This is a genomic window from Rhodopseudomonas sp. BR0C11 (genome assembly GCF_010820945.1).
GTDB lineage: Bacteria > Pseudomonadota > Alphaproteobacteria > Rhizobiales > Xanthobacteraceae > Rhodopseudomonas > Rhodopseudomonas palustris_H.
Map to the genome: position 1 here is coordinate 1 of NZ_QTKI01000717.1, position 1,214 is coordinate 1,214.

The 1,214-nt window shown below is 67.8% G+C and carries 2 protein-coding genes; both read right to left on the reverse strand.

Annotated elements, in window-relative coordinates; all coding sequences use genetic code 11:
* On the reverse strand, window positions 1-520 hold a 520-nt coding region (locus DYI24_RS26845; protein WP_164574487.1), incomplete at its 3' end, for an enoyl-CoA hydratase-related protein.
* Window positions 521-544: 24 nt separating this feature from the next.
* On the reverse strand, window positions 545-1,214 hold a 670-nt coding region (locus DYI24_RS26850), incomplete at its 5' end, for a CoA-transferase subunit beta (protein ID WP_164574488.1).

The following is a 1,214-nucleotide window of genomic DNA, read 5'->3' on the forward strand; positions in this document are numbered from 1 at the left end:
CGGTGTCGGCGTCGATCAGGTCGCCCGACAGCAGCATCTGCATCGCGTGCTTGCGCGTGAGATTGCGCGACAGCGCCACCATCGGGGTCGAGCAGAACAGCCCGATGTTCACGCCCGGCGTCGCGAACCGCGCATCGTCAGCGGCGAAGGCGAGATCGGCGCTGGCGACCAGCTGAGCGCCGGCGGCAGTGGCGACGCCGTGGACCCGCGCGATCACAGGCTTCGGCAGGTGAACGATGGCCTGCATCACCTCGGCGCAGGCAGCGAACAGGCGATCCACATAGCCGGGGTCGTAGTTGCCGGCCCGCAGCTCTTTCAGGTCATGGCCGGCGCAGAAGGCCGGGCCGGAGCCCGCGACGATCAGCACCTGCACGCTGGCGTCGGCGGCGATGTCGGCCAGCGCCGCGCGCAGCGCCGCCAGCATTCCCTGCGACAGCGCGTTGCGCGCCTGGGGCCGGTTCAGCGTCAGCGTGGTGATGCCATCATCGTCGGCGCGCAGCACGTAAGGAGTGTCGGTCATCGGAAGTCCTCGTTGTCGGGCGCGCTAGTGCTTGCGCAGCGCGCCGGTCTCATCGACCTTGCGCAGGTTCGCAAGCTCTTCGGCCGTCGGCTCGGCGATCATGTGAGCGGTGGGCGACACCTTCAGGTCCCAGCCGGTGTGCGCCTTGATCTCGTCGACGCTGGAGAACGCGAACCAGCCGTCGAGCTGAAATTCCTTGGTCTCCGGATCGGGACGCAGGATGCCCAGCGTGGTGATGATCGCTGATGGTCCGCCGCCGACGAAGCCGAAGCGCTCTCGGGCGTTGCCGCCGTCGAGATAGCCCGGCGAACTCAGATAGGTGACCTTCTCGGCAAAGCGCTTGGGTTCGTGCGTCACCATGATGATGAAGCGCTTGGCGCCGCAGGCGATGTCGTTGGCGCCGCCGGCGCCGGGCAGGCGGATCTTGGGCGGGCGATAGTGGGGACCGATGTCGTCGTCCCAGATGCCGGTGGTATTGACGTTGCCGAACTTGTCGACCTGCGCCGCGCCGATCACGCCGACGTCGCATCGTCCTGAAGCGACCAGGAAACCGAGCGCATCGATCGCCGAGGTGAAGCTGGTGGCGTTGGTGGAGATGCGGTTGCACTCGATGCCCCAGGGCAGGCCGCCGACCGGCGTCGCGCCATAGACGCCGCCTTCGGTCATGGTGCGCAGATGCGGCGCATGATTGGCC